Source organism: Sulfitobacter sp. UBA1132 (assembly GCF_002311545.1).
Classification (GTDB): Bacteria; Pseudomonadota; Alphaproteobacteria; order Rhodobacterales; family Rhodobacteraceae; genus Sulfitobacter; species Sulfitobacter pontiacus.
On record NZ_DCAN01000019.1, the window covers coordinates 57,935 to 80,648 of the forward strand.

General features: G+C 61.5%; 23 protein-coding genes and 1 tRNA gene. 17 read left to right on the plus strand and 7 right to left on the minus strand.

Going from position 1 to position 22,714, the window contains the following annotated elements; genetic code table 11:
- The first annotated feature begins 19 nt into the window (after positions 1–19).
- Both B4F27_RS14055 and B4F27_RS14060 read left to right on the plus strand, forming a co-directional pair.
- Complete coding sequence (locus tag B4F27_RS14055) at positions 20–553, plus strand: GNAT family N-acetyltransferase (RefSeq protein WP_009825105.1); 534 nt, start codon at positions 20–22, stop codon at positions 551–553.
- 53 nt (positions 554–606) lie between these two features.
- The gene (locus B4F27_RS14060; protein WP_005849379.1) at positions 607–1,371 is read left to right on the plus strand and encodes an EcsC family protein; all 765 of its coding nucleotides are present in this window, start codon (positions 607–609) and stop codon (positions 1,369–1,371) included.
- Here the strand turns inward: B4F27_RS14060 and modC are convergent.
- Genes modC through modA form a run of 3 tightly spaced genes read right to left on the minus strand, consistent with a single transcriptional unit; the run spans position 1,368 to position 3,867 of the window.
- A complete protein-coding gene (modC, locus tag B4F27_RS14065) occupies positions 1,368–2,456 on the minus strand; it encodes a molybdenum ABC transporter ATP-binding protein (protein ID WP_286759930.1) in 1,089 nt (362 codons plus the stop codon). The genes B4F27_RS14060 and modC overlap by 4 nt on opposite strands.
- Positions 2,453–3,142, minus strand: a complete 690-nt coding sequence (gene modB, locus B4F27_RS14070; RefSeq protein ID WP_286759931.1) for a molybdate ABC transporter permease subunit — start codon at positions 3,140–3,142, stop codon at positions 2,453–2,455. The genes modC and modB overlap by 4 nt, the downstream gene beginning before the upstream one ends.
- On the minus strand, positions 3,139–3,867 hold the full coding sequence (gene modA / locus B4F27_RS14075) for a molybdate ABC transporter substrate-binding protein (RefSeq protein WP_286759932.1): 729 nt from the start codon (positions 3,865–3,867) through the stop codon (positions 3,139–3,141). Before modA ends, modB begins: the two co-directional genes overlap by 4 nt.
- A gap of 108 nt (positions 3,868–3,975) precedes the next feature.
- Between modA and B4F27_RS14080 the strand changes: the two genes are divergently transcribed.
- The 12 genes from B4F27_RS14080 (at position 3,976) to B4F27_RS14135 (ending at position 16,148) form a co-directional block, all read left to right on the plus strand.
- Entirely contained in the window at positions 3,976–4,434 is a 459-nt protein-coding gene (locus tag B4F27_RS14080) for an NUDIX hydrolase (RefSeq protein WP_005849371.1), read from the plus strand.
- A 57-nt stretch (positions 4,435–4,491) separates the two neighbouring features.
- On the plus strand, positions 4,492–4,965 hold the full coding sequence (locus B4F27_RS14085) for a DUF1178 family protein (protein ID WP_414717703.1): 474 nt from the start codon (positions 4,492–4,494) through the stop codon (positions 4,963–4,965).
- A gap of 163 nt (positions 4,966–5,128) precedes the next feature.
- Positions 5,129–6,367, plus strand: a complete 1,239-nt coding sequence (locus B4F27_RS14090; RefSeq protein ID WP_037966259.1) for an aspartate kinase — start codon at positions 5,129–5,131, stop codon at positions 6,365–6,367.
- 161 nt (positions 6,368–6,528) lie between these two features.
- Entirely contained in the window at positions 6,529–8,790 is a 2,262-nt protein-coding gene (gene ptsP, locus B4F27_RS14095) for a phosphoenolpyruvate--protein phosphotransferase (protein WP_005849365.1), read from the plus strand.
- A 257-nt stretch (positions 8,791–9,047) separates the two neighbouring features.
- Complete coding sequence (locus tag B4F27_RS14100; protein ID WP_286759934.1) at positions 9,048–10,208, plus strand: iron-containing alcohol dehydrogenase; 1,161 nt, start codon at positions 9,048–9,050, stop codon at positions 10,206–10,208.
- A complete protein-coding gene (locus B4F27_RS14105; RefSeq protein ID WP_009825098.1) occupies positions 10,208–10,651 on the plus strand; it encodes an acyl-CoA thioesterase in 444 nt (147 codons plus the stop codon). Before B4F27_RS14100 ends, B4F27_RS14105 begins: the two co-directional genes overlap by 1 nt.
- Before the next feature lie 157 nt (positions 10,652–10,808).
- Positions 10,809–11,969, plus strand: a complete 1,161-nt coding sequence (gene proB / locus B4F27_RS14110) for a glutamate 5-kinase (RefSeq protein ID WP_005849359.1) — start codon at positions 10,809–10,811, stop codon at positions 11,967–11,969.
- A gap of 137 nt (positions 11,970–12,106) precedes the next feature.
- Positions 12,107–12,180: transfer RNA gene (locus B4F27_RS14115), tRNA-Cys, on the plus strand.
- A 198-nt stretch (positions 12,181–12,378) separates the two neighbouring features.
- Positions 12,379–13,032 (plus strand): protein-L-isoaspartate O-methyltransferase family protein, encoded by a 654-nt coding sequence (locus B4F27_RS14120; protein WP_005849328.1) that lies wholly within the window; start codon positions 12,379–12,381, stop codon positions 13,030–13,032.
- Positions 13,033–13,089: 57 nt separating this feature from the next.
- Entirely contained in the window at positions 13,090–14,529 is a 1,440-nt protein-coding gene (locus B4F27_RS14125) for a TolC family outer membrane protein (protein WP_286759935.1), read from the plus strand.
- A 74-nt stretch (positions 14,530–14,603) separates the two neighbouring features.
- On the plus strand, positions 14,604–15,653 hold the full coding sequence (locus B4F27_RS14130) for a hypothetical protein (RefSeq protein ID WP_286759936.1): 1,050 nt from the start codon (positions 14,604–14,606) through the stop codon (positions 15,651–15,653).
- A gap of 159 nt (positions 15,654–15,812) precedes the next feature.
- Positions 15,813–16,148 carry a DUF1992 domain-containing protein gene (locus B4F27_RS14135; RefSeq protein WP_039912143.1) on the plus strand — a complete coding sequence of 112 codons (336 nt, stop codon included), beginning with the start codon at positions 15,813–15,815 and terminating at the stop codon, positions 16,146–16,148.
- 298 nt (positions 16,149–16,446) lie between these two features.
- On the opposite strand, the gene B4F27_RS14140 is transcribed toward B4F27_RS14135, so the two are convergent.
- On the minus strand, positions 16,447–16,767 hold the full coding sequence (locus B4F27_RS14140; protein ID WP_005849321.1) for a DUF6280 family protein: 321 nt from the start codon (positions 16,765–16,767) through the stop codon (positions 16,447–16,449).
- 220 nt (positions 16,768–16,987) lie between these two features.
- Here B4F27_RS14140 and efp point away from each other — a divergent pair, with 220 nt between their 5' ends.
- The gene (efp, locus tag B4F27_RS14145) at positions 16,988–17,551 is read left to right on the plus strand and encodes an elongation factor P (RefSeq protein ID WP_009825091.1); all 564 of its coding nucleotides are present in this window, start codon (positions 16,988–16,990) and stop codon (positions 17,549–17,551) included.
- 215 nt (positions 17,552–17,766) lie between these two features.
- On the opposite strand, the gene B4F27_RS14150 is transcribed toward efp, so the two are convergent.
- Entirely contained in the window at positions 17,767–18,510 is a 744-nt protein-coding gene (locus tag B4F27_RS14150; RefSeq protein ID WP_286759937.1) for a YgfZ/GcvT domain-containing protein, read from the minus strand.
- Positions 18,511–18,576: 66 nt separating this feature from the next.
- Between B4F27_RS14150 and B4F27_RS14155 the strand changes: the two genes are divergently transcribed.
- Positions 18,577–19,251 carry a TIGR04283 family arsenosugar biosynthesis glycosyltransferase gene (locus B4F27_RS14155; RefSeq protein ID WP_286759938.1) on the plus strand — a complete coding sequence of 225 codons (675 nt, stop codon included), beginning with the start codon at positions 18,577–18,579 and terminating at the stop codon, positions 19,249–19,251.
- Positions 19,252–19,271: 20 nt separating this feature from the next.
- On the opposite strand, the gene B4F27_RS14160 is transcribed toward B4F27_RS14155, so the two are convergent.
- Positions 19,272–21,131 carry an ABC transporter ATP-binding protein gene (locus B4F27_RS14160; RefSeq protein WP_005849313.1) on the minus strand — a complete coding sequence of 620 codons (1,860 nt, stop codon included), beginning with the start codon at positions 21,129–21,131 and terminating at the stop codon, positions 19,272–19,274.
- 149 nt (positions 21,132–21,280) lie between these two features.
- Between B4F27_RS14160 and B4F27_RS14165 the strand changes: the two genes are divergently transcribed.
- Complete coding sequence (locus B4F27_RS14165) at positions 21,281–22,489, plus strand: pyridoxal-phosphate-dependent aminotransferase family protein (RefSeq protein WP_286759939.1); 1,209 nt, start codon at positions 21,281–21,283, stop codon at positions 22,487–22,489.
- On the opposite strand, the gene B4F27_RS14170 is transcribed toward B4F27_RS14165, so the two are convergent.
- Positions 22,486–22,692: a hypothetical protein gene (locus B4F27_RS14170; RefSeq protein ID WP_286759940.1), complete on the minus strand. Its 207-nt coding sequence runs from the start codon at positions 22,690–22,692 to the stop codon at positions 22,486–22,488. The two genes, B4F27_RS14165 and B4F27_RS14170, sit on opposite strands and share 4 nt — an antisense overlap.
- Between the last annotated feature and the right edge of the window lie 22 nt (positions 22,693–22,714).

Below are 22,714 nucleotides of genomic sequence, written 5' to 3' on the forward strand. Positions count from 1 at the left end.
TGCACCTATGGCTAGCGCCATGATAAAGGCAGCGCCACAGGAAAACCGTCCAGAGGGCCACGCCTTGTATCATATTACCCCCGAGACGGCTGCCGATCACTGGGAAGTCGAAGCGTTGTACGACACCTGCTTTGCGCCGGGACGCGAGGCGTTGTCGTCCTACCGCCTGCGCGACGGGGTGCCGCCGGTGGCGGGGCTGAACCATGTGGCACGTGACGCGGGCGGTATCCTTGCCGGGGCCATCCGCTATTGGCCGATCTGTATCGGTGCCCATGCCGCGCTGTTGTTGGGGCCCGTTGCCGTGCACCCGACGCGGCAGGGCGAAGGCTTGGGTGCCTTGCTGATAGAGGGCAGTCTGGCGCAAGCGGCCCCGCTGGGGTGGTCGCGCGTGATGCTGGTGGGGGATGCGCCTTACTATAACCGCTTCGGCTTTACCTTGCTGACCGATGTGGTGATGCCGCCGCCAACGAACCCTGAACGGGTGTTGGGCCGCGCGCTGGTCGATGGCGCGTGGGAGGGCATCGCGGGCGATGTCACCGCTTGGCCACATTGAAAGCGGCGGCGGGATGGCCCACATTCTAGCCAAACAGGCGGAGGCCCCACCCCATGCAGATTGAAAGCAACCTACCCAGCACCATTGACGTAGAGGCACGGCTGGACCAGATCGCCAAGCGCTACAAAAGCGCGGGCGGCGTGGGTATCAATGTGTTGAACGTCATCGGCGGCAGCGCCGAGGGGTTGATCGACAAGCTTCCCTCGCCCGTGCGCCGCAATCTTGAAAGCGCCACCGTCAAGGCATTGGGCCAGGCGATGAAGGCAGCGACGTCGACGCGGTCGATGGTGCCGGACCAGAAAAGCTGGCTGAACCAGGCGGTCAGCGCGGCGATGGGGGCGGCGGGCGGCGCAGGTGGCTTGCCCACGGCACTGGCAGAGCTGCCGGTGACGACGACCTTGTTGCTCCGCGTTATTCAGGGGGTGGCGGTGGAACACGGCTTTGATGCCCATGCCGAGAATGTGCAGTTCGATTGCGTGCAGGTGTTCAGCGCCGCGGGGCCCTTGTCAGAGGATGACGGGGCCGATCTGGCGTTCCTATCGGCACGTGTCGCGTTAAGCGGGCGGGCCATGCAGGCGGTGATTGCCAAAGTGGCCCCGCGTCTGGCGCTGGTCTTGGGGCAAAAGCTGGCTGCACAGGCAGTGCCGGTGCTGGGGGCGGTGGCCGGTGCGGCGACCAACTATGCCTATACCAGCTATTACGAAGATATGGCCCATGTGCACTTCGGGCTGCGCAAGCTGGCGATTGATGCGGATGTCCCCCACGAAGAACTGGTCGAGCGGCTGCGCGCCAAGGTTGGGCTGCGCAAGATCGCCTAGCGCCCGATACTGCCCGGCGCGACTGTGGTGGCCTTGAGGATCGCATAGCAAGTCGTGCCCGGTGTCAGCCCAAGCTCGGCGACAGCGCGGGCCGTCACGCGGCTAAGCAACCGGTCGCGTCCCGCACGCAGGGCAATGGCCGCGCCCGGACCGTCGCCCGGGTGAACCGCCTCGACTGTGACGGGCAGCACGTTGACCGAGCTCAGCCCCTCGGGGCGGGTCAGGGACAGGATCACGTCCTGGGCCAGCACCCGCAGACGCACGCGGGCACCGGCATCGGCGTGCACGCCGGGCAGCTCAAGCTCTCCGGCGCTGATCCGCAGGGTCGTGATCCCGTCATTCCCATGTTCTACGACATCAGCTTCGATCACGGCACCCGCCTCGCGGACACCAAGCAGGGGTACGGCAGCGGGATCGGCCATGACATCGAACAGCGGACCCTGCGCCTGAACCTTTCCGTTCTGGATCAGCACCAGCGTATCGGCCAGCCGCGCGATCTCGTCCACCGCGTGGCTGACATACAGGATCGGCAGCCCGAGCGGCCCGTCGCGCAGCCGTTCGAGAAAGGGCAAAATCTCTTGCTTGCGGGGCCCGTCCAGACTGGCGAGCGGTTCATCCATCAGCAACATGCGCGGGTGGCTCAGCAAGGCACGCCCCAAGGCGACGCGCTGCTTTTGGCCGCCTGATAGCGTGGCGGGCGCGCGGTCGAGCAATGTCTCTAGCCCAAGCAGTGCCACCACGTCGCGTTGTGACGGGCCGCTGCTGCCGCGCGGCGCATAGCGGGCACCGAACATCAGGTTTTGCGCCACGCTGAGATGCGGGAACAGCCGCGCGTCCTGAAACACGGTGCCAAGGCGGCGCTTGTGCGGGGGGACATAGATGCCGCCCTCGGTATCCAGCAGCACCTCGTCCTCGATCACGACGCGCCCGCGGTCGGGGTGGAGCAAGCCACCAACAGCGTTGATCACGGTGGATTTTCCGGCCCCCGACCGGCCAAACAGCGCGGTGATGCCCGGCCCGGCCTCAAGCGCGAGGTCCAGCGCGAAGCCGTCAAAGCGGTGCGACAGGGACAGTGAAAGCGTCATGTGCCCGCGATCCTTTTGGCAACGCGGCGGGCGAGCAGCTCGGACAGAAGCACGGCGCTGACCGCGATGGCCGAAGACATAAGCACCATCGCCACCGCCTGACCCTCGCCACCGGGTATCTGCAAGGCGGCCCAGATGGCGCTTGGCAGGGTTTGCGTCTGGCCGGGGATATTGGCGACAAAGGTGATCGTGGCGCCAAATTCGCCCATGGCTTTGGCAAAGCCCATCACGGTCCCCGCCAGCACACCCGGCAAAATGAGGGGGAGGGTGACACGGGCGAAAACCGCCGCGCGGGGGGCGCCAAGCGTGGCGGCGGCGTCTTCGAGCTTGGGGTCCACCGCCTCTATCGCCAGGCGCATGGCGCGGACCATCAAGGGGAACCCCATGATGATCGCGGCCAGTACCGCGCCGGACCAGTGGAACGCCAGTTGCAATCCGATGGTGTCCAGTGCGCGGCCCAAGGGCGCATTCCGCCCGAAGGCCATCAGCAGCAGATACCCCGTGACCACAGGAGGCAAAACCAGTGGCAGATGCACGGCGGCATTCAGCAGCGCCTTGCCCCAGAAATCCCGTCGCGCCAGCAACCACGCCACCCAAAGCGCCAGCGGAACAGCCAGCAGCGTCGCCCAACAGGCAACCCAAAGCGACAGGCGCAGCGCGTCCCATGCGGCGGCGTCTGCGATCATTCGGGCAGCGGCATAAAGCCGTGGCGGGCAAAGACCGCGCGGGCGTCGTCGGACTGCAGGTGCGCCATGAAGGCCGCGCCGCTGTCAGAAAGCGCGGCGGCGGGATAGGTGATCGGGCTGTGGGCCTCCTGCGGGATATCATAGAGGATGCGGACCTGCGGTTCGGCCAAAGCATCGGTGCGATAGACCACGCCCAAAGGCGTCTCGGCCCGCGCGACCAAAGCCAGTGCGCTGCGCACGTTATCCGTCTCTGCCAGATGCGGGGCGATCGCTTCCCATTGTCCTGTCGCCTCAAGCCATTCGCGCGCATAGATACCGGCGGGCACGGCGTCCCGTTGACCCATAGCTAACCGTGCATCGCCAAGGACGCGCGCCAGATCGGCGGCTTCCGGCGCAATATCGCTGTCTGCGGGTGCGATCAACACAAGCGAATTGCCCAGCAGATCAACCACCGCGTCAGCTTTGACCGCGCCGCGATCCCGCAGCCATGTCATCCAGACCGGTGCCGCCAACAAGACCACATCGGCAGGGGCACCCGCATCGATCTGCCGTGCCATCGTGCCGGACCCGGCAAACGACAGCGCCACATCGCCGTCATAGCCGCGCGCGACCTCGTCCAGGGCACCGCGCAGGCTGGCGGCCGCAAAGACCGTCACCGAAGGCTGCTCTGCCTGCGTGAGGGTGGGCAGCAGCGCTGCAAAAATGAGCGGCAAAAAACGTTTCATTCCCGCAGTATCCGCCATGCCGTAGGGGCGTGCAAGGGCGACTGGTCTTGTCATCACGGCACGGGTAGGCTTTTGTTGCCGTACCACCCCGGAGACAGAATGCCCCGCATGAAACAGCTGCCCATATCACTGCAAGGTGCCCGCAAGGGAGAGGTGCGAACACAGTTCGCCGCGCTGTGTTACCGTGTGCGCCAAGGCAAGGTGCAGGTGCTGTTGATCACGTCTCGGGGGGCGAAACGCTGGATTGTGCCGAAAGGCTGGCCGATGGATGCCAAAACCCCCGGTGCCGCCGCCGCGCGCGAGGCATGGGAAGAAGCGGGCGTGCGCGGGCGGGTCACGGGCGGCTGCCTTGGCGTCTATTCCTACACAAAGGAAATGGACGATGGAGAGATGCTGCCGGTGGTGGCCATGCTCTATCCCGTAGAGGTCAAGATCACCGCCGATAAATACCCCGAAGCCGGCCAGCGGCGGCGCAAGTGGATGTCGCGCAAGAAGGCCGCCAAAATGGTGTCAGAGCCCGAGCTGGCGCGCATGATCCGGGACTTCGATCCGCGCGGGCGGAGTTGAGCCGCTTGACGGGACCGGCTTGCGCCCCCATTTTTAACATATCTTAACGACGAGAGGATGCCTGCGGGCGCGATGATCAAGTTTTCGCTGAAATGTGATCAAGACCACCAGTTTGAAAGCTGGTTCAAATCTGCCGCCGCCTTTGATGCGCTGGCGCAGGCGGGGCATCTGACCTGTGCGCTGTGTGGGTCGGCCAAGGTGACCAAGGGCATGATGGCCCCCCGTGTCACAACCGGTGAGCGCCGCGAGAACCGCGGTGAGGGTGGTCAAAAGCCGGACGCCGCAGTACCGGTGCTATCGAAGCCTCAAAGCGCGTTGGAAGAGGCGCTGAAGGCGCTGCGCAAAGAGGTCGAAACCTCCTCGGAATATGTGGGCGATGATTTCGTGCGTGAAGCCCGTGCCATCCACATCGGGGATGCGCCCGACCGGTCAATCTATGGCGAGGCGCGTCTGGACGAAGCCGTCGCCCTGATCGAAGAGGGTATCCCGCTGACGCCGCTGCCGTTTCGGGCCAAACGCACCACGTCATAGACGGGGGGGGGCGCAGGCGACCTTGGGCGGGCGGATACCCCGCCCTGCTACCTTGCAACTTGCGGTTCACACATAATTTCCCTGCGTTACGACAGCGGCCTGCGGGCTTGCTAAGGGCGGCGCTTGCGCGTACACCGCGCCGGAGTTTTGCAACGGGGGACATATGCCTGTTCTGGTGATGAAGTTTGGTGGCACGTCGGTGGCCACCTTGGACCGTATCCGCCGCGCGGCCAAACGCGTGGGCGTCGAAGTGGCCAAGGGCTATGACGTGATCGTCATCGTTTCCGCCATGTCGGGAAAGACGAACGAGCTGGTCGGCTGGGTGAACGAAACCTCTCCGCTATATGACGCGCGCGAATATGACGCTGTCGTCTCCTCGGGCGAGAATGTCACCGCGGGTCTGATGGCGCTGACCTTGCAGGAAATGGACGTACCGGCGCGCAGCTGGCAAGGCTGGCAAGTGCCGGTCAAGACGACCTCCGCGCATTCCTCGGCCCGGATCGAGGAAATTCCGCCTGCAAACATCATGGCGAAATTCGGCGAAGGCATGCGCGTCGCGGTTGTCGCGGGCTTTCAGGGCGTTTCCCCCGAGGGCCGGATCACCACGCTAGGGCGTGGCGGGTCGGACACCACTGCCGTCGCCTTTGCCGCTGCCTTTGATGCAGAGCGTTGCGATATCTACACCGATGTGGACGGGGTCTACACCACCGACCCGCGGGTGAGCGCCAAGGCGCGCAAGCTCGACAAGATCGCCTTTGAAGAGATGCTGGAACTGGCGTCGCTGGGGGCCAAGGTCCTGCAAACCCGGTCGGTCGAACTGGCCATGCGGTACAAGGTCAAGCTGCGCGTGCTGAGCAGTTTTGAGGAACAATCAGACGAGGCTGGAACGCTGGTCTGCGCCGAGGAGGAAATTATGGAAAGCAATGTAGTATCGGGTATCGCGTTTTCGCGTGACGAAGCAAAGATGACGCTGGTTTCGGTCGCGGATCGCCCCGGCATTGCCGCCGCGATCTTCACCGCACTCAGCGATGGTGGCGTGAACGTCGATATGATCGTTCAGAACATCTCGGAAGAGGGGCGCACCGATATGACGTGGTCCTGCCCCGTCGATCAGATCAAACGCGCGGAAGTCGCGATTGATGCCGCGAAAAAATCGGGCGAGCTGAATTTCGACGATCTGATCGCGGATACCGATGTGGCGAAAGTGTCGGTCGTGGGGATCGGCATGCGCAGCCACACCGGCGTTGCGGCGAAGATGTTTCAGGTGTTGTCGAACGAGGGTGTGAACATCAAAGTCATCACCACCTCCGAGATCAAAATCTCTGTTCTGATCGACCGCAAATACATGGAGCTGGCCGTTCAGGCGCTGCATGACGCGTTCGAGCTGGACAAACCCGCCTAATTCCCGGGCACCCCACCTGCGAAGATCACAGCGTTTTCCCGCAACAGGGGAAAACGCATCTTCCGGCCTCGGGGAGCAGATGATAGATGTCAATGATATCAGGCGTTTCAATTTTGGGACGCCTGTGATCTAAGCTGGCATCGCCGGGGGGAAATGATCACATGGCTGATGGGATAGAGACAGAAAGCCGCAAGCTGTTGGGTCGCTTACGCGATGCCATGGCCAGTGATGATGCAGGGCAGGCGCGGCTGGACAAGATCACGCATCTGATCGCGTCCTCTATGGGCTGCGAGGTCTGCTCTATCTACCTGTTCCGCGATGAAGACACGCTGGAACTTTGCGCGACCGAAGGGCTGAAGGCCGATGCGGTCCACGAGACGCGCATGAAGATGGGCGAGGGGCTGGTCGGGCGCGTCGCCAAACGCAAGCGCATTATCAACACGCCAAATGCCCCGCAGGCCCCCGGTTTCCGCTTTATGCCGGAAACGGGCGAAGAACTGTATTCAAGCTTTCTGGGTATACCGGTGCAGCGCTTGGGCGAGATGCTGGGCGTTCTGGTGGTGCAATCCAAGGCCGCGCGGGAATTCTCGGCTGACGAGGTCTATGCGCTGGAAGTGGTCGCCATGGTGCTGGCCGAAATGACCGAGCTAGGGGCCTTTGTCGGCGAGGGTGCCGCGATGTCGGCGCGGCACAGTCAGGCGGTTCTGATCCGCGGCACCGTGGCGCAAGAGGGCGTGGCCGAGGGCCACGTCTGGCTGCACGAGCCGCGCGTTGTCGTGTCAAAGCTTGTGGCCGATGACCCTGCCAGTGAAACCGCACGCCTGAACGAGGCGGTCGATGATTTGCGTGTCAGCGTGGATCAGATGATGGCAATGGCGGGCGGGGACAAAGACCAGCAACAGGTGCTTGAAGCCTATCGGATGTTCGCCAACTCCAAAGGCTGGTTGCGCCGGATGGAGGAAGACATCGGCCGTGGCCTGTCTGCCGAAGCGGCTGTCGAGAAAGAGCAATCTCTGGCGCGCGCCCGTATGGGGCAGGCCGCCGACGCCTATCTGCGCGAACGTCTGTCCGATCTCGATGACCTCAGCAATCGCTTGCTGCGCATTCTGACAGGGCAGGGGTCGAACACGGGGGCCGAGATGCCCACCGACCCTATTCTGGTGGCGCGCAACATCGGACCGGCTGAGCTGTTGGAATACGGCCGTTCCCTGCGCGGTATCGTGCTGGAGGGCGGGTCGGTTGGCAGCCATGCCGCGATTGTCGCACGGGCGCTGGCGATCCCGCTGATCGTCCATGCCAGCCGCGTGACCAATGATGCGCTGAACGGCGACCGGATCATGGTGGACGGCGAACAGGGCGTGGTGCATCTGCGCCCCGAGGAAACCGTTGCCTCTGCCTTCCGCGACAAAATCGCGATGCAGGCCGAGGCGCAGGAACGCTATGCGTCGATCCGCGACAAACCGGCGATCACCAAATGCGGCACGCGGGTCGGGCTGCACATGAACGCGGGTCTCATGGCGGATCTCCCCTCGCTTGACGGGTCAGGGGCCGAAGGGGTGGGGCTGTTCCGCACAGAGCTTCAGTTCCTTGTGCGCAGCCAGATGCCGAAACGGTCGGAGCTGTCCGCGCTGTATAGCCGTGTGTTGGATGCCGCGTCGGGTAAACGTGTGGTGTTCCGGACGTTGGATATCGGGTCGGACAAGGTGCTGCCCTATATGAAGCCCAACGACGAACCGAACCCCGCTTTGGGCTGGCGTGCGATCCGTGTCGGGCTGGACAAGCCGGGCATGATGCGGATGCAGTTGCAGGCGTTGATCCGTGCGGCGAACGGGCGCCCCCTGTCGGTGATGTTCCCCTTTGTCGCGCAGTTCGAAGAATACCGCGCCGCCCGTGCCGAGATGGATAAGACGCTCGCCCGCGAGGCGCGCTTGGGCCATGTGCTGCCGTCGCAAATCGAAGTGGGCGCGATGCTGGAGACACCGTCGCTGGCCTTTGCCCCGACGAAGTTTTTCGAAGAGGTCGAATTCCTGTCGATCGGGGGCAACGATCTTAAGCAGTTCTTCTTTGCCGCCGACCGCGAGAACGAGCTGGTGCGCCGCCGCTATGACACGCTGAACGTCAGTTTCCTGACCTTCCTAGAGAACATCGTAGACCGTTGCCGCGAAACCGGTACGCCACTGTCATTCTGTGGCGAGGATGCGGGCCGCCCGATAGAGGCGCTGTGCTTTGCTGCCATCGGGATCACAACGCTGTCCATGCGTCCCGCGTCCATCGGGCCGGTCAAAAGCATGTTGCACCGCTCTGATCTGGGGGAAATCCGCGAGGTGATCCACGCCGCACGTGATCGCGGGGATCAATCGGTACGTCCCGCGGTGATGGAGTATCTGCGCAGCCAGACCAACGAAGTCCGCCGCTTGCCCTGAAGGGCCTGACGGCTTGTCTGATGTGTCAAACGCGCCCGATTTATCCACGCAGACGCTGGATGCCGCGTCGAAAAACCCAATCGCGCAGGGTGGTTATGCACATTTGTTGCGTGGCGGGCCAGGCTCTTCCCGCAGTTTCGCAGAGCGAAAAAAGAAACCGAAATAACGGCTATGCGCGTGCAGGATAATTCCCTTTAATGCCCCCAAGTCGCAGCGCGGAGGAACGCTGCAGCCAGCTATGGGAGAGGCGCGGGCATATGAACCCTTTTGTATTCAACACCACAAAATCTGTCGTATTCGAAAACGGGGCCGCCGTGCGTATCGCCGCGCTGGCAGGCGGGTTGCTGGGCAAGGCGTGCCTGTTGATCACCGACCCCGGTTTGCGCAAACTTGGCCTGTGCGACCCTTGCATCGACGCGCTTGAGAAAGCCGGTCATCAGGTCACCGTCTTTGATGATGTAGAGGCCGACCCCTCGCGCGAGACATTGATGCGCGCGGTAGAGGCAGGGCGCAGCGCGGGGGCGACCGGAGTCATCGGCTTTGGCGGCGGGTCATCACAGGATGTGGCCAAGCTTGTGGCGCTTTTGCTTGGCTCTGACGAGGATCTGGATGCCGCTTGGGGGGTAGGGCAGGCCAAGGGGCCGCGCCTGCCGCTGGTGTTGGTCCCCACCACCGCTGGCACCGGGTCAGAGGTCACGCCTGTGTCGATCATCACCGTCGGGGCAGAGGAAAAGCGCGGCGTATCCTCGCCCGTGATCCTGCCTGACATGGCCATTCTGGACGCCTCCCTGACCGTCGGTCTGCCCGCGTCGATCACCGCGGCCACAGGCGTTGACGCGATGGTACACGCGATCGAATCCTATGCCTCGGTCAATGCCAACAACAACCCTGTGTCCAAGCTTCTCGCCCGCGAGGCGCTGCGCCTGCTGGGGGCCAATATCGAAACCGTCGTCGCGGATGGCAGCAACCTGGAGGCCCGCGGCGCGATGTTGCTGGGGTCGATGCTGGCGGGGCAAGCCTTTGCCAATGCCCCCGTCGCGGCGGTACACGCGCTGGCCTATCCCATCGGTGGCACCTTCCATATCCCGCACGGGCTGTCCAACGCGCTGGTGCTGCCCCACGTGCTGCGCTTCAACGCGCCCCAAGCCGGCAGTGTCTATGCCGAGATCGCTGCCGATGCCTTCCCCGAACTGGCAGAGGTCGAAGGCGGTCAGGCGCGGACTGCCGCCTTCGTTGATGCGCTGACGGATCTATCCAAGCGGCTTGGGCTGCCGCCACGCTTGCGCGATGTCGATATCCCCCAGTCCGCGATCCCCAAGATGGCCGAAGACGCGATGGTGCAGGCCCGTCTGCTTGTGAACAACCCGCGCGAGGTGACACAGGCCGATGCTCAGGCAATCTACGAGGCGGCTTGGTAATGGCCGCCCGCGCACCCGCTGCCACCCGTGCCGATTTCGCGGATTTCTATCCATTGCAGACGCGATGGAACGACAATGACACCTATGGGCATATGAACAACGTCGTGCACTATGCGCTGTTTGACACGGCCGTAAACGGCTGGCTGATCGAACGGGGGCTGCTGGACCCGCAGACCAGCCCCGCCTTCGGGCTCGTCGTGGAAACCGGTTGCCGCTATTTCGGAGAGATGGCCTTCCCCGACCGCGTGACAGCGGGGCTGCGGGTGGCGCAGCTTGGCAAAAGCTCCGTCCGGATGGAGTTGGGCCTGTTCCGGAACGACGAGGAAAACGCCTCTGCCGAAGGGTTCTTTGTGCATGTCTATGTAAACCGCGACGACCACCGCCCGACCGAGATTCCCGCCGCGACCCGTACCGCGCTAGAAGGGCTGAAAACCACGGCCTGAGCGTGGCGTAATCCCGCGCGCCCTAGCTTGGCGGTTGCAAATGCTTGGTGTCCACATGTTATACATCCCCGAATCACAGCGTTTTTCTGCGTTGCGGCATTCTGTGTCGCGCGGGATGACGCGTTGAAATTTAACAATAAACCGGAGAAATCTCCCCGTGTCCAAGAAGAAACGTATCGTCGTTAAAATCGGATCCAGCCTGTTGGCCAATGAAGAAAAGCTGACATTGCGCTATGCTTTCATGAACGGTCTCATGGCGGATTTGGGGGACCTTCAGGACCAGGGATACGAGATCATCCTGACCTCGTCAGGCTCGGTCGCGCTTGGCCTGAACATGATCGGGAAACGCCCCGAAGAGGCCGGTATTCTGGACAAACAAGCGGCGGCCGCCTGTGGTCAGCCACTGCTGATGAACGCCTACCGTCAGGTTGCGAATGAATACAACTTTGACGTGGCGCAAATGCTGGTGACCGTCGAAGACATGGAAGAGCGTCGCCGCTTTCTGAACATCAAGAACACCATGCTGCGGCTGTTTGAAAACCAGATCCTGCCCATCATCAATGAGAACGACTCCATCGCGACACGCGACCTGAAAGTGGGCGACAATGACCGTCTCTCCGCCAAGGTGGCCCAGATGGTCGAGGCCGATCACCTGATCATCCTGACCAGCGTCGAAGGCTTGTATGACCGTGACCCCTCCGAACCCGGTGCCCAGTTCATCGAGGAAATCGAAGATGTATCCGAACACCTCGAATCCACCAAAAGCATCAGCGAATTGGGCAGCGGCGGCATGCTGACCAAGATGCTGGCGGCCAATATGGCACAGAACGCCGGTGTCGAGACGATCATCGCCGACGGTATCATCGAACGCCCGATTTCCTCGGTACTGAATAACGAACGCCGCCACACCCGTTGTCTGGCGTCGGCCAAGGCCGCGTCGCCGCTGATGATCTGGCTAAGCAACCGTTTGCAGGTTGCCGGAACGCTGGTCGTCACGGACGAGGCTGTCCGCGCTATCACCGCCAAGGAGCGCGGCTTGCAGCGTGATGATCTGGTGTCGATCCAGGGCGAATTCTCTAAAGGTGATGTGCTGCACGTCTATGACGAGCAGGGGAACGAGTTCGCCCGCGGGCTGACCAACTTCTCGTCCGAAGAGACGATCCTGATGGCGCGTAACCCCGAGATGGAGATCGAAGACGTCATCGGCTACAAAACCAAAAGCGCGGTTGTGGGGGCGGAAAACATCCTGATCCTCGAAGATCACCACCTGCAGCTCGACGCGCCCGAAGAAGACGACAAGCCCGTCATTTCCCTGTAATTGACCATTTCACGGCGGGAGATATTTTTCCCGCCGTTTTGCTTTAAACTGGGCTAGACATTTCCCCAGAAAATCGGGATAAGCGCCAAACGCATAGGGGCCAGTGGCCCATGTGCCAGCCGCGTCATCGCGGCCGAGGCGAGTTGGCGGAGTGGTTACGCAGCGGATTGCAAATCCGTGTACAGGAGTTCGATTCTCCTACTCGCCTCCATTATATTCCCCTCTCTAAATTACGTTTCTCACAGGCTGGTCGCGCGTGGCATGCGTCGTGGCTATGGCATCCTCTATGTTTTAACCGTATTATCCGACAAACACGGAAAATTGCGCCTATTGACCCGACTGGCCGTTGCCCGGCGGGCGGTGATGTGGCATCTCACGAGACAAATAACTGAACGAAAGAGTTTAGCTGATGACAGATTTCACAGCCCGCCGCACCATGATGGTTGATACTCAGGTGCGCCCTTCGGATGTTACCAAGTTCCCGATCATTGATGCGATGCTTAAGGTGGCGCGCGAGGATTTTGTGCCGGTGGCCCGCCGCGAGGCAGCTTATCTGGGCGAAAACATCAGCTTGGGCGAAGGGCGCGTGCTGCTTGAGCCGCGGACGCTGGCCAAGATGCTGGACGATCTTGGGGTCGAGAATGACGAGCTGGTGCTCGATATTGGCTGTGGCTACGGCTATTCCTCTGCCGTGATCGCACATATGGCCGAAGCGGTCGTTGCCGTCGAGGATGACGAGCAGATGGCGAAAGAAGCGCAGGAAACCCTGATCAACGCGGATATCGACAATGTCATCGTGCACCACGGCCCGCTGGCTGAAGGGGCGCAGCAACATGGGCCCTATGATGTAGTGATCGTGCAAGGCGGTGTCGCCGACGTGCCCGAAGCGCTGTTGGCGCAGCTCAAGGATGGCGGGCGGATCGCTTGCCTGTTCATGGACGGCCCCCTGGGCGAGGTGCGTTTGGGCTACAAAAGCGAACGTGGCATCAGCTGGCGCAAAAGTTTCAACGCCGCCGCACCTGTCCTGGACGGGTTTACCCGCGCGAAAGAATTTCAGCTTTAAGCTATCAGAACTGCTGCAGATGACGGCAGATGCAGTGACACCGATGGAGTGTGAAATATGATGAATACGGGCAAGATGCGGTCCGTCCGCAGCATGATCGCGGCGTCCTGCGTCGGTTTGGGGCTGCTGGCACCGATGGCCACACAGGCAGAGACGTTGGCCGATGCGCTGGTCGGGGCCTATAACAACTCGGGCCTGCTGGACCAGAACCGCGCCGTGTTGCGCGCCGCAGACGAAGATGTGGCGATCGCGAAATCCGCGCTCAAGCCGGTGCTGCAGTGGACGGGGAACCTGACGCAATCCTATAACCGGTCGGTCAGCGGGGGCACCAGCACCATCCCGGCGGGTTTCAAAAGCTCTACCGATTCACTGACGACATCGGTGAACCTTGTGGCGTCGCTGCTGGTCTATGACTTCGGGTCGTCGCGCTATTCGATCGAGGCGGCAAAAGAAACCGTGCTTGCCACGCGCGAAACGCTGGTCAGCGCCGAACAGCAGATTCTGCTGCGCGCTGTTGATGCCTATATGACCGTGATCCAGACGCAGCAGCTTGTCTCTCTGGCGGAGAATAACGTGCGGGTTCTGACGCAGGAATTGCGGGCTGCCCGTGACCGTTTCGAAGTGGGGGAGGTGACTCGCACCGACGTATCGCTTGCCGAAGCACAGCTGGCCGCCGCACGCAGCAATCTTGCCGGTGCACAGGGCGATTTCATCAGCGCGAAAGCCTATTACAAGGTGGCCGTGGGGCGTGAGCCCGGTCGTCTAAGCCCGCCACCAAGCCTGCCGAAGCTGTCTAACAGCATCGCGACGGCCAAAGCACTGGCGGTGCGTCAGCACCCCGATATCCTGACCGTCCAGCACCAGGTCGCGGCTGCCGATCTGCTGGTACGCAGTAACGAAACCGCGCTGAAGCCCAATGTCTCGGTGCAGGGGTCTTACGGTCTGACCGAGACGTTTGATTCCCAAGCCTCGACACGCAGCGGGTCGATTGGCTTTCAGGTCGGGCAAACGATCTATCAAGGCGGTGCCTTGTCGGCCGGTGTTCGCAAAAGCCAGGCGCAGCGCGACGCACAGCGCGGCAATCTGCATGTGGTGGTTAAAGACGTGGAACGTGCGGTCAGCGATGCCTATGCGGGGCTTGCCTCTGCCCGGGCGCAGATCGAAGCCTCCCAGCGTCAGGTCCGCGCGGCACAGATCGCCTTTGACGGTATCCGCGAGGAAGCCAGCTTGGGCGCGCGCACCACACTTGATGTACTGGACGCAGAGCAATCCTTGCTCGACGCCCGTTCTGCCCGTGTATCAGCGCAATCGCAGCTTTATGTTGCGGCCTATTCGGTGCTCTCCGCGACGGGTCAGCTGACCGCGCAGGACCTGAAACTGCCGGTGCAGATCTATGATCCATCCGCCTATTATAATATGGTTAAGGACGGCCCGACAAAATACTCCAAAGAGGGGAAGCAGTTGGATCGTGTGCTGAAGGCGCTGCAAAAAGACTGACATTTTCACCACCCCCATTGTGAGAAGCCAACCTTCGGGTTAGACTATTCGCGAAGAACGAGTGGTGATTAAATATGTCCGAAACCGTCACAAATGCAGAGGTCGAAGACGTTCTGTCTTCGATCCGCCGTCTGGTCTCCGAAGATCGCAAACCAGCGCAGAAGCCGTCGGAAGCGCCTGCGATTGAAGAGAAACTTGTGCTGACGCCGTCCTTGCGCGTGTCCAATGACGCGCCTGTGGCCGCCCCTCGGAAAAAGGCGACGCCAGAGGCGGTTCAGCCCCGGTCGGCGTCCTATCAGGATGCGATGCAGGACATGGATACGGACGTTGAGACGGACGAGGAGGCGGATTTGTCCGCCTCGGATCGCAATCAAGTTGCCGAAGATTTTAAGTTTATTTCCGGCCGCGAACCGCGCTTTCGCGCCCAGTTCGCCACGCCCGCAGGGGATGGCAAGCCGCAGGATACGACCGAGCCGCCGCGCAAGCTGGCCTTTAGCGCGCCACGTGCCGCGGCATACTCCACCGATATGCTCAACCTTGGCTCATCCGAGCTGGTCGATGACGTGCCACCGACGCCGGACCGGTTGAGCGCGAAAATCGCTGCCCTCGAAACAGCGATCAGCCGCATTCCCGAAAACTGGGAACCTGACGAGCCCGGCAAAAGCGATTATTCCGGCAGCGAAGACCCCGCGATGGCCTGGGAAGACGACGTTGAATTCGACGCCACCGGCGCGCCAGTGTCCGATGCCACCCAAAACGATACGGAAGAGGGCCTGCTGGACGAGGATATGGGCTGGCACGATCCTGTCGAGTCCCATGCACCTCAAGAGCGTGCCGAACCCCAAGATCGTGTTGTGGACGGCCCCTTTGCCACCCGTGTGACCGCAGCAGACGCGACTGTGACCGATACCACCGACGCCCCTGCCGAAACGGCGCAGGATGATGATGCGACGCTCGGGTTCGGGCCGGATGAATATCTGGACGAAGAGATGCTGCGTGATCTGGTGTCTGAAATCGTGCGAACAGAGCTGCAGGGGGCCTTGGGTGAACGGATCACCCGCAACGTCCGCAAACTGGTGCGCCGTGAAATTCACCGCGCCTTGACGTCGCAAGATCTGGAATAAAGAGCCTTTAGCGCGAAGGTGCATCTTAGTGGATAAAGGGGCAGGGCGTCACGCAAGCCCCTTGCCAGATGTTTTGCAGCTCAGGCCAAGACGCCGCCGCCGCAACGTCCGCTTCGAGCCCGTAGTATTCGTTACCTCAACACTGAGCTATTGGTCAGCATGATCCGAAATCTTCAGAGACTCATCGAGCGCCAGATACAGAAGGCGAAGCTGCAAGGTCAGCTTGAAGGTCTTGAAGGCGAAGGCAAACCACTGCCTGATCGCTCAGCGGATGCTTTTGTGGATGCGGGAGAAGCTGCGGGGTTCCGCATTATGGCTCAAGCCGGTGTCGTGCCGGAAGAAATCGAACTCAAGAAGAAGATGGCTGCGCATCAGAGCCATCTTGCCACGCTTGCAAACGGGCCTGAACGGAAGGAAGCGATGGCTGAACTCGCTCGCCTTGAACTGCGATACAATATTGCTCGTGAAGCTCGCCAGAAGTTCATGCGCAGATAAATTCTACTCCCCATCTTTTTTGGAAAGCAGCGCGAGCACTTTTCCTGATCGCGCACCCTCAGCGAACACCAGCTTCGTCGCTGCAACCTAGATTCAAGAACCCAGCACTCTCGCAGAAATCCGCCACTGTCGGGGCTTTACCGTTTCGGCGCAACGCATCAGGTAAGCGGCAGGGCGTCACACCTTGCCCTTTTGCGCATCAGGCGGGCGAAACGCTTTCCGGCATAACACAAACGCATTTAGCCAAAAAAAACGCGGCCCGTGAGCCGCGTCTTTTTGTTCAAACTTTTGGCAGTCTTCAGGCAGCTTCAGCCTGTTGTGCAGCGTGGCGACGCTCGGACTCTTCGCGGGACAGGGCGACAGAGGTACGGACACCTTTGCCAACAAAGTCCATCAGACCTTCGACAACACGCTCGTTGGGGTCGATGCCCGCGCAGCTCAATACTTCGCGGCCATCGCGGGAGCGGGCCCAACGGGCAATCTGTTCAGGACCGTTGCCGTATTTTTTGTCATCGGCAATCGCATCGTCCAATGCAGCCAGTACCACAGCTGCGAAAAGTTTGCGGGCACGGTTACCTTGTTCATTGTTAAAGGCAGTGCCATCAACGAAATCTTTCATCTCGTCGTCCTTTCTATTATTCTTGCTCTTGTCATTTAGGCGTGGGGTTCCTTATGACCGAAAGAGCTCGATTCGGATACACCTTTATTGCATAACACTCATGCATTTGCTGCATGGCTTTCGCGGTTGCAGCATCGGGTGCGCTGTCTTGCGGGGGTCGACGTTGATATATATAGGTCGGTCCAATCTCTCTTCAACTTCATTGCTATGGTGCTGATACATGCCAAAGATTAACGGGAACGAAATTCGGCCAGGAAATGTGCTCGAGCATAACGGTGGTCTCTGGGCAGCGGTCAAGGTCGATCATGTCAAACCGGGCAAGGGCGGTGCCTTTGCTCAGGTCGAAATGCGCAACCTGCGCAACGGGTCGAAACTGAACGAACGCTTCCGCAGCGCCGACAAGGTTGAAAAGGTCCGGCTAGAGCAAAAAGACCAACAATTCCTGTATGAAGACGCAGGTATGCTGGTTCTGATGGACACCGAAACATACGAGCAAGTGCAGCTTTCAGCCGAGCTTCTCGGAGAGCGTCGCCCCTTCTTGCAGGACGGTATGATGGTCGTGGTCGAGTATCACGAGGAAGAGGCGTTGAACGCGTCCTTGCCACAAAAAGTAACCTGTAAAATTGTCGAAACTGAACCGGTCGTCAAAGGCCAGACAGCGGCGAATTCCTTCAAGCCAGCGGTGCTTGATAACGGCGTCAAAGTGATGGTGCCGCCCTTCGTCGGACAGGACGAAGAGATCATCGTGAACACCGAAACGATGGAATATTCCGAACGCGCGTAAGCTCTGGTGTGACGCTACGTCATAGCTTCGCTGCAGTGCAGAGCCCCGGTGAATGCCGGGGCTCTTTTGCGTTGCGGGGCAGGCGGGGTATTGGATTTGGGAGCCTCGGATCTCCCCAGTCGCGGGTATTTGTTGCCGATATGCAACTTTTCCGGCGGGCTGCGCACGCTGTCATCTTGGCCTGCCTAATATTTGCGCAGGGCCGTTGCGGGGCCTTAGCCGTCCGTCACCATGGTCACCGTGGCATCCCCCGCCTGCATCGCCGCCTTGGCGCGGTCATACCGCAGATAGGCCAGTGCATAGGTGCCGGTGCGGGTAAAGATCGTACCAGCAGGTTTGCCATCGGCGGTGATGTCCGTGCCGGGTTCTACCGGCGCGCTGATCTCGACCTGGGCCAAACCTTTGCGCAGCTCGGTCTTGTGTTTCATGCGGGCCGTTACCTCTTGTCCGACGTAGCAGCCCTTGCGAAAATCCACGCCGTTCAGCCGCTCGAACCCCATTTCGAGGATAAAGCTGTCCGAGGTAAGCTCTGCCCCGGTTTCGGGGATCATATAGGTCACCCGCAGCGCGTCCCAATCGGTGGTGTCATCGGTTTGCGGTGTGTCGCGATAGGCGCGCCAGCCCATGCGGGCATCGCGAGGGTCGCTATAGGCATCGTCCGGTGCGTTCTCTAGCCCGCGGTGCAGATGCAATCCGGTCGCGTCTATCGTGACATCAGCCCGCAGCTTGTACATGGTCAGGCGCTGCACCAGCGCGTCGGCATCCGCTTCGGCCACGTCCAGCAAAACGCTGTCCCCGTCGGCGGACAGGAAGAAATCGGTGATGAATTTGCCTTGGGGCGTCAGGATCGCGGCATAGATCGGGGCCTGATCCAGCTTGCGGATATCGTTGGTCACAAGGCCCTGCAGAAACTCGCGGGTGTCGGGGCCTGACAGTCTCAGGATGCGGCGGCTGGTCATATCGCTTGTCCTTTCAATGGTTAACATGACATATAGCAGCGCAGTTCGAAGCTGAAAGGGGCAACCATGCGCGCGCCTATATCTGTTGTCATTCCGACCTTGAATGCCGAAGCGCCCCTGACCGGCTGCCTAACCGCCCTGATGGAGGGGCTGGAGGCGGGACTCATCCGCGAGCTGATCATCAGCGACGGGGGGTCAACCGACATGACCCTGACATTGGCAGAAGCATGGGGCGCAGAGATCGTCAGCGGTCCGGCATCGCGGGGCGGACAGTTGCGGCGCGGCTGTGCGAAAGCGCAATCCGACTGGCTGCTGGTGTTACACGCCGATACGCGGCTGGCACCGGGGTGGACGGGGCCCGTCACCGCGCATCTGCGGGGGCAGAAAGCGGGCTGGTGCCAGCTTCAATTTGACCAAGGCGGCATGGCAGGCAAAGCGGTGGCCGCTTGGGCGAACCTGCGTAGCCGTTTGGGGCTTCCCTATGGGGATCAGGGGCTGCTGCTGCCACGTGCGCTTTATCAATCGGTTGGTGGGTATCCTGATCAGCCGCTGATGGAAGATGTGGCGCTGGCGCGTGCCCTGCGCGGCCATCTGCTGGGGCTGGACGTCACCGCGGTGACGTCGGCCGACAAATACGCGCGGCAGGGCTGGTTGCGTCGCGGGGCGCGTAACCTATGGACATTGATCCGCTATTTCGCGGGGGTCGCCCCGGCCAAGCTGGCCGAAGGCTATGCCAAGTGATCAGCGTGCCGGGTGTTGGCCTAGTTGCCGAACAGCCGGAGCCCGATACGTTGCAGCAGGTTCGGCTCGACAGGTTTGAGGCCGCGTTCCATCCGCCGCATCGCCGCTAGATTGCGTCCGTCGCTGACGGTTTTTCCATCCTCGAACTGAAGCCGATAGAGATCGGCATAGATGCCGCCACGGGCCAGAAGGTCTTCGTGTTTGCCTTCGTCCATGACGCGACCACGGTCCATCACAACGATCTTATCCGCGCCGCGGATGGTAGACAGACGGTGGGCGATGACCAAGGTGGTGCGCCCCTGAGAGAGACGGTCCAGCGCTTGCTGCACGACTTTCTCTGACTGCGCGTCCAACGCGCTGGTGGCTTCGTCCAACAGCAGGATCGGTGTGTTGCGCAGCAGGGCGCGGGCGATCACGACACGTTGGCGCTGCCCCCCCGACAGGGCAGAGCCGCGCGGACCGACGCGGGTTTCAAGCCCGTGTTCAAGTTTGGGCAAAAAGTCCGACACATGCGCCGCATCCAGCGCTTGCTGCAGCTCTTCGTCAGATACATTCTCGCGGCCCAATACGATATTCTCGCGCAGGGTTTCGTCAAACAAAAGCGCCTCTTGCGTCACGACAGAGAACAAGCCGCGCAGCGCGGGGATGTCCATCTCTGTCAGGGGGACGCCCGCGATGCTGACGTTGCCCTCTTGCGGGTCGATCAGACGGGTCAACAGGTTGAATATCGTCGATTTCCCCGCGCCAGATGCACCGACAAGCGCCGTCGTCTCGCCTGCCGCAGCGTGCAGCGTGAGATTGTCCAGCACCTTGGCATCCCCGTAAGACAGGCTAACCCCTTCAAGCGCGATATGCGGTGGGGTGGTGGGCACAGGCGTGGGTTTGGCGGGCGAGGTGAGGTGTACCGGCTCGTCCATCAGCTCTTTCAGACGTTCCAGCGCGGCAGCAGCCGTCTGCCACAACCCGCTGATCGCCCCCAGACGGCGCAGCGGGTTAAAGGTGAACCCCATCGCGGTAAAGAAGGTCATGAACTGACCGATGGTTTTTTCGCCTTCGATTATTTCGTTGCCGCCATAAAGGATCACGGCCATGAACCCGAGGCCCGAGATGATGTCGATCATCCCCGGAATGGCCGAGTTCCCGAAAGAGGCACGTACCTCGGTACGGATATAGGTTCTGGTCAGGTCGCGGTATTGCTTGGCCTGATACTTCTCGAGCGCGTTGAGCTTGATTTGCACGATGCCGTGGAAAACCTCGTCTAGCCGTGTCGACAGGGTCGCGCCCAGATCCCGTGCCTCGCGCGACCGCGCGCGCACAAAGCGCTGCGCCAATGCTGCGGGCATGACCATCAGCGGCAATCCGATGCAGGCCAGCAGCGCCCAGACCGGGTCGATAGAGATCGCGACGCCGAGCAATACGATCAGCCCGATCAAGTCGCGACCGGCACCGGTGATCACCGCCTGCCAGACCGATCCGATGGCATTCACATCCGATTGCACGCGCTGGATCAGAAACCCCGGAGGATTCTGTTGGTGAAAGGCCCCGTCCTGCACCATCATCCGGTCCAGCAGATCGATCCGCATATCAGCCGCCGACTTCTGCTTGATGCGTGTCAGCAGCACCTTTTGCACCACACCCGACACGGCGCGCAGGACGAAAATGCCCACCAGCACCAAACCAACCCACAGCAATGCGCCTTTCTCACCAGCGACGAAGACCTGATCGAACATCGGCTGCATCAGCTTTGCCAACCCGCCCATGGTCGAGGCCTCGATCGACATGAAGATGATCGCGACAAGCAGCACCCACATATGCTTTTTCAGATAGTCGCGCCAAAGCCAGGTCAGCAGTTCGCGCGAGGTATAGGTCACATCACTCATATAAAGGCCGGTTCCTTTGGGCATATACAGTTACGGGTTTACGCAGCCCGTAGGGGCAGGGCAAGCTGCCTGCGCGCTTTGTGTGATTGACGCGGCGCTGGCTGCGGATAAGTTGCAAGAGATTTTTCCTGCTGAAGGGCCCTTGTGTCATGCCGAAACTTCCCAACCTGTCACAAGGGCGCGGCTACCTCGCGATCCCCGGTCCGTCGGTCATGCCCGAGGCTGTGTTGAACGCGATGCACCGTCCGGCCCCCAATATCTATGCCGGTGAGATCGTCGATATGATGCCGCCGTTGATGGAGGATCTGCGCCGTATCGCGGGCACGCAGCATCAGGTGGCGATGTATATTGGCAACGGCCACGCCGCCTGGGAGGCATCGCTGAGCAATGTCGTAGCCCCCGGTGACAAGGTGCTGGTGCCCGCGACAGGGCGGTTCGGCCACGGCTGGGGCGATGCCGCCACGGGGATCGGGGCAGACGTCGAGGTGATGGATTTCGGCCTGCAATCCACAATGGATATCGACCGGATCGCCGATCGTCTTGAGGCGGACACCAACCACGAGATCAAAGCCGTGCTGGCCGTGCATGTGGATACCTCGACCTCGGTGGTCAATGACATCGCCGGTCTGCGCGCGGCACTGGATGCGGCGGATCACCCTGCGCTGCTGATGGTGGACTGTATCGCGTCCTTCGCCTGTGACCGCTTCGAGATGGACAATTGGGGGGCCGATGTCATGGTCACCGCCTGCCAGAAGGGGCTGATGGTCCCGCCCGGCGTAAGCTTTGTCTTTTTCAACGACCGTGCGGCTGCGGTGCGCGATGCGATGCCACGGGTCAGCCGTTTCTGGGACTGGACCCCGCGCGCCAACCCCGAGGAGTTCTACCAGTACCACTGCGGCACGGCCCCCACGCACCATATCTACGGCCTGCGCGCGGCGCTGGATATGATCCACGACGAGGGGCTGGAAGCCGTCTGGCAGCGTCACGAGACCTTGGCGCGCGCGGTGTGGGCGGCCTGTGACGCGTGGGGGGCAGAGGGCGACCTTTCCCTGAACATCGCCGATCCCGCTTTGCGCAGCCATGCGGTGACAGCACTGCGGCTCAAGGCCCCCCAAGCGACAGAGCTGCGCGACTGGGTCGAAGGCAACATCGGCCTGACCCTCGGTATTGGACTGGGCATGGCCCCCAAGGGCAGCCCCGAAAGCCACGGTTTCTTCCGTCTGGGCCACATGGGGCACGTGAACGGACAGATGATCATGGGGATGCTCGGCGGGATAGAGGCCGGGATGTCCGCACTCGGGATCAAACGCGGCTCCGGCGCGCTAGAGGCGGCGGCGAAGGTGATCGGCGGGGCCTAGCCCCGTCGCGCGGCTATGCGATCGATCATGGCATTGACGGCCCAGCCCGACAGCACCACCGCCAGCAAACCCCATAGCGCCCAGATCACAACGAATAGCCACAGGATATTGACGCCGAACATCACGACGCAGGCGCTGGTATAGTTAGGGGCCGGTTGGCCGCGGTCGGAAGAGCGCATGATGCCACCTCGCAACTGGATCATGGCCCAGCATAGGCGGGATATG

Excerpts from the sequence above, each read along its gene's own strand:
- B4F27_RS14055 (WP_009825105.1), top strand. The coding sequence starts at position 20 with ATGATAAAGGCAGCGCCACAGGAAAACCGTCCAGAGGGCCACGCCTTG.
- B4F27_RS14060 (WP_005849379.1), top strand. The coding sequence starts at position 607 with ATGCAGATTGAAAGCAACCTACCCAGCACCATTGACGTAGAGGCACGG.
- modC (WP_286759930.1), bottom strand. The coding sequence starts at position 2,456 with ATGACGCTTTCACTGTCCCTGTCGCACCGCTTTGACGGCTTCGCGCTG.
- modB (WP_286759931.1), bottom strand. The coding sequence starts at position 3,142 with ATGATCGCAGACGCCGCCGCATGGGACGCGCTGCGCCTGTCGCTTTGG.
- modA (WP_286759932.1), bottom strand. The coding sequence starts at position 3,867 with ATGAAACGTTTTTTGCCGCTCATTTTTGCAGCGCTGCTGCCCACCCTC.
- B4F27_RS14080 (WP_005849371.1), top strand. The coding sequence starts at position 3,976 with ATGAAACAGCTGCCCATATCACTGCAAGGTGCCCGCAAGGGAGAGGTG.
- B4F27_RS14085 (WP_414717703.1), top strand. The coding sequence starts at position 4,492 with ATGCCTGCGGGCGCGATGATCAAGTTTTCGCTGAAATGTGATCAAGAC.
- B4F27_RS14090 (WP_037966259.1), top strand. The coding sequence starts at position 5,129 with ATGCCTGTTCTGGTGATGAAGTTTGGTGGCACGTCGGTGGCCACCTTG.
- ptsP (WP_005849365.1), top strand. The coding sequence starts at position 6,529 with ATGGCTGATGGGATAGAGACAGAAAGCCGCAAGCTGTTGGGTCGCTTA.
- B4F27_RS14100 (WP_286759934.1), top strand. The coding sequence starts at position 9,048 with ATGAACCCTTTTGTATTCAACACCACAAAATCTGTCGTATTCGAAAAC.
- B4F27_RS14105 (WP_009825098.1), top strand. The coding sequence starts at position 10,208 with ATGGCCGCCCGCGCACCCGCTGCCACCCGTGCCGATTTCGCGGATTTC.
- B4F27_RS14120 (WP_005849328.1), top strand. The coding sequence starts at position 12,379 with ATGACAGATTTCACAGCCCGCCGCACCATGATGGTTGATACTCAGGTG.
- B4F27_RS14125 (WP_286759935.1), top strand. The coding sequence starts at position 13,090 with ATGATGAATACGGGCAAGATGCGGTCCGTCCGCAGCATGATCGCGGCG.
- B4F27_RS14130 (WP_286759936.1), top strand. The coding sequence starts at position 14,604 with ATGTCCGAAACCGTCACAAATGCAGAGGTCGAAGACGTTCTGTCTTCG.
- B4F27_RS14135 (WP_039912143.1), top strand. The coding sequence starts at position 15,813 with ATGATCCGAAATCTTCAGAGACTCATCGAGCGCCAGATACAGAAGGCG.
- B4F27_RS14140 (WP_005849321.1), bottom strand. The coding sequence starts at position 16,767 with ATGAAAGATTTCGTTGATGGCACTGCCTTTAACAATGAACAAGGTAAC.
- efp (WP_009825091.1), top strand. The coding sequence starts at position 16,988 with ATGCCAAAGATTAACGGGAACGAAATTCGGCCAGGAAATGTGCTCGAG.
- B4F27_RS14150 (WP_286759937.1), bottom strand. The coding sequence starts at position 18,510 with ATGACCAGCCGCCGCATCCTGAGACTGTCAGGCCCCGACACCCGCGAG.
- B4F27_RS14155 (WP_286759938.1), top strand. The coding sequence starts at position 18,577 with ATGCGCGCGCCTATATCTGTTGTCATTCCGACCTTGAATGCCGAAGCG.
- B4F27_RS14160 (WP_005849313.1), bottom strand. The coding sequence starts at position 21,131 with ATGAGTGATGTGACCTATACCTCGCGCGAACTGCTGACCTGGCTTTGG.
- B4F27_RS14165 (WP_286759939.1), top strand. The coding sequence starts at position 21,281 with ATGCCGAAACTTCCCAACCTGTCACAAGGGCGCGGCTACCTCGCGATC.
- B4F27_RS14170 (WP_286759940.1), bottom strand. The coding sequence starts at position 22,692 with ATGATCCAGTTGCGAGGTGGCATCATGCGCTCTTCCGACCGCGGCCAA.